Origin of the sequence: Pseudoalteromonas sp. SWXJZ94C (assembly GCF_015864385.1) — a bacterium.
GTDB lineage: Bacteria > Pseudomonadota > Gammaproteobacteria > Enterobacterales > Alteromonadaceae > Pseudoalteromonas.
The window spans coordinates 1-6,216 of sequence record NZ_JADYXF010000087.1 but is presented as its reverse complement, the minus strand read 5'-3'; the positions used below and the strand labels follow the sequence as shown (position 1 = coordinate 6,216).

General features: G+C 38.1%; 4 protein-coding genes. 1 reads left to right on the top strand and 3 read right to left on the bottom strand.

Features of this window, described 5'->3' with window-relative positions:
* Nucleotides 1–273: 273 nt before the first annotated feature.
* Together dld and I6F65_RS20690 are read right to left on the bottom strand one after the other, a co-directional pair.
* On the bottom strand, nt 274–2,046 hold the full coding sequence (gene dld, locus I6F65_RS20695; RefSeq protein ID WP_197114708.1) for a D-lactate dehydrogenase: 1,773 nt from the start codon (nt 2,044–2,046) through the stop codon (nt 274–276).
* On the bottom strand, nt 2,043–3,749 hold the full coding sequence (locus I6F65_RS20690; RefSeq protein WP_166112408.1) for an L-lactate permease: 1,707 nt from the start codon (nt 3,747–3,749) through the stop codon (nt 2,043–2,045). The genes dld and I6F65_RS20690 overlap by 4 nt, the downstream gene beginning before the upstream one ends.
* 198 nt (nt 3,750–3,947) lie before the next feature.
* Between I6F65_RS20690 and I6F65_RS20685 the strand changes: the two genes are divergently transcribed.
* Nucleotides 3,948–4,853: a LysR family transcriptional regulator gene (locus I6F65_RS20685; protein WP_024611283.1), complete on the top strand. Its 906-nt coding sequence runs from the start codon at nt 3,948–3,950 to the stop codon at nt 4,851–4,853.
* 21 nt (nt 4,854–4,874) lie between these two features.
* Here I6F65_RS20685 and I6F65_RS20680 read toward each other — a convergent pair whose 3' ends face one another.
* The gene (locus I6F65_RS20680; protein WP_166112414.1) at nt 4,875–6,005 is read right to left on the bottom strand and encodes a DcaP family trimeric outer membrane transporter; all 1,131 of its coding nucleotides are present in this window, start codon (nt 6,003–6,005) and stop codon (nt 4,875–4,877) included.
* Between the last annotated feature and the right edge of the window lie 211 nt (nt 6,006–6,216).

The following is a 6,216-nucleotide window of genomic DNA, read 5'->3' as shown; positions in this document are numbered from 1 at the left end:
ATTTAAAACCGAAGTTTTATTTAACTCTCTAAGTAGTTCCTGCCTTGCTATGCTTCGGCGTTTCCCGTCTCAGTGGGGTCGCATTATAGGGATAAACGAGTGAGGGTCAATACTTTATTTCAGCTTTTTGACAATTAAATGAATTTAGTATAAAAGCTATACAAATAAAGGGCTGCATAGGGTTTTATGCTCAAAAATCAGGCTGCATTTACAACAATAACGGTATTAAGCTATCTCTTCGTTTAAAAGCTCAATACCGTTATGCAATGTACGTTATAAACAACAAGAACAGTTGCGTTTATTTTTAGGCATTTTTCCTATACCTGGATTAAATGTATTAGTTGGATCTAGGCTTTTATAGAAATTTTGTAAATCAGGTTCAGCTTCGTATAAGTGTCCTACATTATGTTCAGCAGGATACTTAGCTCCTCTTTCATTAAGTAACTTCAGCATTTGCTTTTTAATAAGCTTGGCATCAGTTCCTTTTTTTAATATGTAGTCTTGATGAAAAACATAACAGAAGAAATGACCATAATAGAGTTTCTTTTCTATATGTTGGGAAATTTCGTTTGGTAGCGTTTCTAGCCAGTCGAGTTCGTTACGCGGAATAGCTATATCGAGCGCCAATATTTCGCCCACTTTTTTTTCATGAATAACTTCGTACCTTAGTGCAGCACCCGCAGCTGCAAAGCGATGTAAAAAAGCACTTTCTGACTCTTCCTTATTACACGTAAAATAGTTACCTGTATTTGATGCTTCAAAAAATGGCTTTAAAAAAGTTTGCGCTTCTTCTATACCATCATCACTCATTTTCATTATTAGGTGATGTTCATACTTATCTCTGTATTCGAGCATTCTTTTAGGTAAATGCTGAGGGAACACTTTAGCTATGAGCTGCATTGCTTTGTCGGTAAAGTGCTTTGGTACCCATGACAACTTATTAAGTCTTGAATCTATACGTCCTTTTATAGAAAACAATCTAGGTAATGCATCCGTCCCTAAGTGTTTAATGCTTAAAAAGGTATCTTTGCCATATTTAGCAGATACATCAAATATATCTCGATGCATATACTCGCCAACTTCAGGGGTGTTTTTAAACGTTAATAAGATTTGCTTTCTTAACTGAGCAAGCTCACTAACACTATTACTACCTATATAGAAGGTTTGCTCTTTTTCAGCTGTTGGATAGGTATCAAGACGTACTGCAAATACTGCAAGTTTACCTGCACAGCCACTAGCTTCATAAAGTCTTCGCTTATCGGCATTAAAACGACTTGGCGTACTAGCGTTAACATCTTTTACTCTTGCTATATATTCTCTATCGGATGCAAGCTTGTCGCTTACTGGTAATTTTGTTTTATCAAAATTGCCTGTTTGTAAGTTAGTTAGTATTTCTTCTGGGGAATTACCAAGCTCTACTTCAAGGTGATTAACGAGTATGAGCTCACCGTGTTCGTTTATTTGTGCAAATAAAGCAAGCTCAGTATAAGCAGGACCTCTTTTAACAAGTGCTCCACCAGAGTTATTAGAAACACCACCAATAATAGATGCACCTAAGGTAGAGGAACCAATTATAGAGTGAGGCGCTCTATTTACAGTATTAAGCTGGCTTTGAAGTTGATGCAAGGTAGCACCTGGTAAACTAATAACCTGCTCGTTATTATTAACCAAAAATAGTTGATCCATCGCTAATGTATTAATAACCACAACGGGTCTATCGTAATCATTCCCACTTGGGGTCGATCCTTCTGTTAACCCCGTTTTTGCTGCTTGCATTATTATAATGCAGTTGCCCTCAACGCAAACCTCTAAACTGCGCCAAATTTCCAATAAGCTTTGCGGAAACAAAACCGCTAAAGCGCTTCCGCCACCAGAACGCCAGCCCATTCTATAGTGCTCATTTTTTTCTGGATCAGCCTGTAAATTATTCGCACCAAGTATATTGGTTAGTTTAGCTAAAACTTGATCTGAGCTAAGTACGTTTTGAGAAGTACTTTTTGATGTGAAAGTATTACAGCCCGAATCCTGTGTTTGCTTATTACTCATGATACTAAGGGTCCTTGAAAACCAAAAATGTAAATTGCGGTCATAGCGATTACGCCACTAAAAAGCACGTAATAAATTGTAGGTAAAATAGTGCGCCTAAGTGTCGCACCTTCCATACCAAGTAGACCAACTGTTGCAGAGGCAGCCACTACGTTATGTATTGCAATCATGTTACCTGCTGCAGCTCCTACCGCTTGAGATGCTATGACTAAAGAAGGTGAAATATGTAAGCTCATAGCTGCCTCATATTGAAATTGACTAAACATCATGTTGGACACTGTATTTGAACCCGCAATAAAAGCACCTAATGCACCGATTGTAGAACTAATTAATGGAAAAGCACTTCCAAAAACACCAGCAAACAACTCGGCACTCGCTACTGGCATACTCGCCATGTCTGATAAGTTAACACCAGAGTTAATAAATATCCTTACCATCGGAATAGTAAAAATAAGTACAAAGCCAGCACCTAATACCGTTTTACCTGATTCACTAAATGCATTTTTTAAGGCGCTAACTGGCTTTTTAGACTGAAGCCCCGCAGCACATAAAGCACTTATCAATAATAGCCCACCGGGTAAATATAAAGGGCTAAAACCAGCGCTAATATCAGCTTCACCTAAAAGTGATGAAAAATTTAGTGTCGCATCTGTAAGTAATGTTTTGAGCTCTACAAATACTCTTGAGCAAACAAGTAATAAAGCAACTAATAAATAAGGAAACCACGCCATAATAGGCGACATACTTTTGTTGCCAGATGTAAGTGTATTATTATCACTATCAACAACAAGCTTGCCAATCCACTCACTTGGCCAGTCTTTTTTTGGAGCAAAATCCCACGTTGTTTTTGGTATTAAAAAGCCTTTTTTAGCTGCGTTAATAACAATAGCAACACTGACCAAACCACCAATAAGAGCAGGAAACTCCGGACCGAGGTAGATACCTGTTAATGTATAGGGAATGGTAAATGCTAGCCCCGCAAAAATAGCGAATGGCCAAATAGCAAATCCTTCTTTCCAGCTTTTATTCTTACCAAAAAACCGAGTTAACATCATCACCATTAAAAGGGGCATGAATGTACCAATAACTCCATGAAGAATGGCTACTTGGCTGGTTATTAGCTGTAAAAAAGCATCCCACGACATACCTTCTTGTGCTAATTGAGCGCTAATTGCCGTTGTATCTAATCCTTTACTTACACCTATAACAATAGGTGTACCCACAGCACCAAACGATACAGGCGTGCTTTGGATCATCATACCCATTAAAACAGCACCCAGTGCAGGAAAGCCAATAGCAACCATTAATGGTGCGGCTATTGCTGCTGGCGTACCAAATCCTGATGCACCTTCAATGAAAGTACCAAAACACCATGCAATAATAATGGCTTGAACACGTCGATCTGGCGATACATTTGTAAAACCAGCACGAATAACCGCTATTGCGCCGGTATGTTTTAATGTATTAAGTAAAAACAGGGCACCAAACACAATCCATAACACTGAGACTGTGATCACAAACCCCTGAATAATTGATGATGAAACCCGATTAAGGGTCATATCCCATATAAAAATAGCAATTGCAGCAGTAACCGCGAGCACTATTGGCATTGTTTTTTTTGCAGACCATTGCAGACCTATTAGCAAAATACCACTGAGAACAATTGGCAGTAATGCCAATAATCCATATATTGTTTGACTCAAAATTGTATCCTCTTTTTGTTGTGTGTGTGACTGCCCTGTTAAAACCATTTAGAGTTTATTTTTATGATTTTATTGCGACCAAGACAGATTTAATACACTCTACTCCTTGTAAATAAATTGATATATTGCATGTAAAGGCAATCTTATTTTCCTTTTTTGCCATAATAACAAGCGCATTACACTAATTGGGGAACAAGTATGGCAAAGGCAGATGACATGGTTTTATTTGTCCAAGTTGTTGATGATGGGTCATTTTCTAAAGTAGCAGAGAAGCTTTCATTAACTAATTCAGTCGTAAGTAAGCGTATTGCAAGATTAGAAGAAAGCTTAAATGCCCAACTTCTTTACAGAACGACCAGAAAGCTCAGCCTTACCGATGCAGGAAGAACGCTTTATAACAAAGCTAAAATTGTTAAATTTGCATTTCAAGAAGCCGAAAATGCCGTAACTGGTTACGGTGATGACATGAAAGGCAATATAAGAATAACAATGCCCGTTGTATCAGCAAATTTAGCATTGAGTGAGTCGATTGCTGAATTTTGTAAAAAGCACCCTGAAATATCCGTAGATTTACAAGTTACGAATAGATTGGTTGATTTAATTGAGGAAGGTTATGATCTTGCTATTAGAACAGCCGAACTTGAAGACTCATCACTCATTGCAAGGCGACTAATAGATAGCCAATGGGTAATATGTGCCACACCAAACTATTTAAAACAATATGGTGTACCGCAAACCCCTGAACAACTACAAAGTCATGAGTGCTTAGTATATAAGTTCGATAATACCTGTAATGACATATGGCCATTGTATATTGATGAAGCGGAGCAGCTACTTCCCATACATGGTCGCTTTCATAGTAACCATCTCAGTGCAATTAAACGAGCCGCGCTTAGCGACTTAGGTATTGCTTTTTTACCGCAAGCTCTCGTTTATCAAGAACTACAAAAAAATACGTTAACGCAGATTTTGCAAAGCTTTACACGAAAGAAAATGGGGATGTATGCGGTTTATCCTAAAGTAAGGCAACCTGATCAAAAATTAAAACTGCTTGTTGAGCATTTACGAGAATCGTTACATAAAAAACAGGCGTATTACTGTTAAATAACACGCCTATTATTTATATTAAAAACTATATTTAGCAGAAAGCTGAAAGTAGTTAGAGCTGATACTGTCAATATTTTCATCATTAATCTTATATTGCCCAAGCTCAATACCCGCATTAAGATCGTCTGTTATGTTTGTTATTAAGTTAACTCCCCAATGAGCCCGATCCTTTTCAATTATATCCGTTTTAGCCGCACCATAAAAAGCGGTTGAACGCCAAGTTCCTGTCCAAAAATGTTTATAGGCAACAGTAAATGCAGTCGTTTTTTCTACTTCCACTTCATCGCGCTCGTTAACTACAATATCGTTTGTTAATCCTGCAGCAGCATAACGACCAGGTTCTCCTACACTAACTTGAAAGCGAAAATCATCTTTGCCAAACGTTTTAATTTTGCCCGAAAAATTACCTGCAATTGCTGTTTTATCTATACCACCCTGATCAACCTTTCTTAATAAAGCACCAATAGATAATTCGCCCCACTCTTTTTTATAATTATAACGCGCAACAAAATCGGGAATTGATTCGTCTTTATCGGCTTGTGCCCCAGAAACACCAACCGCACTTGACGCAGTACCGTTATCACCGTCGCCGTTTGTTTCTGGGTTTTCAATAGCGAACTGCCAGCCACCATGACTGTACCTTATTTGCGTTTGCCTAATAAACACCTCACCTACGTGCGGACCACCAAAGTCTAATGTTTCAGGCAATGCAGCTAAAGGCATAAAGGTTGACCATGTTTGCCCTGCTAACCAATCTTTGTATTGAATATAAAAATGACGTAAACGATCGTTTGACGAATTACTAACAACTTCGTTTCCGCCACCGCCGTAAAAATCCACCTCAACAAACCCAATAACATCGCCGCGTTGTATTTTTAAGTTAAGCCTTGATTCCTTAACGTTAAACCCTGTGTGCGACGTATCAACGGCTTCACCTTCAGGAAAATTACCTATCCAGTAATCCTGATAAGCAATATCACCAGATACATGACGAACATCTACTTTTGCGTAGCCACCAAGTTCCACTTTTGTTTTTTTAGAACCCGTATCTATATTTGCTAATTCAATACTCGCTAAACTTAAGTTAGAGTAACCTAGTAATATAATTGAAAGCGCAGCGGAAATTAAGTGTGGTTTTGTGTGTGTCATAGATAGCCTTTTGTGTATTTTATTTTTAGAGCTCTCAATTTAGAGAGTAAAAGGCTGTTTAAAAAGTATGAAAAAAGCGAATCACTTGTTCCATAGTTAACATAATAAAACCAAAAATTAACGCGATATAAACACGCGGATTCACATCTGAAGTGCATAACGTTTAGGCGGCTTTAGCCGCCAAGTGATCCTGCATCAATTTTGCAGGCGT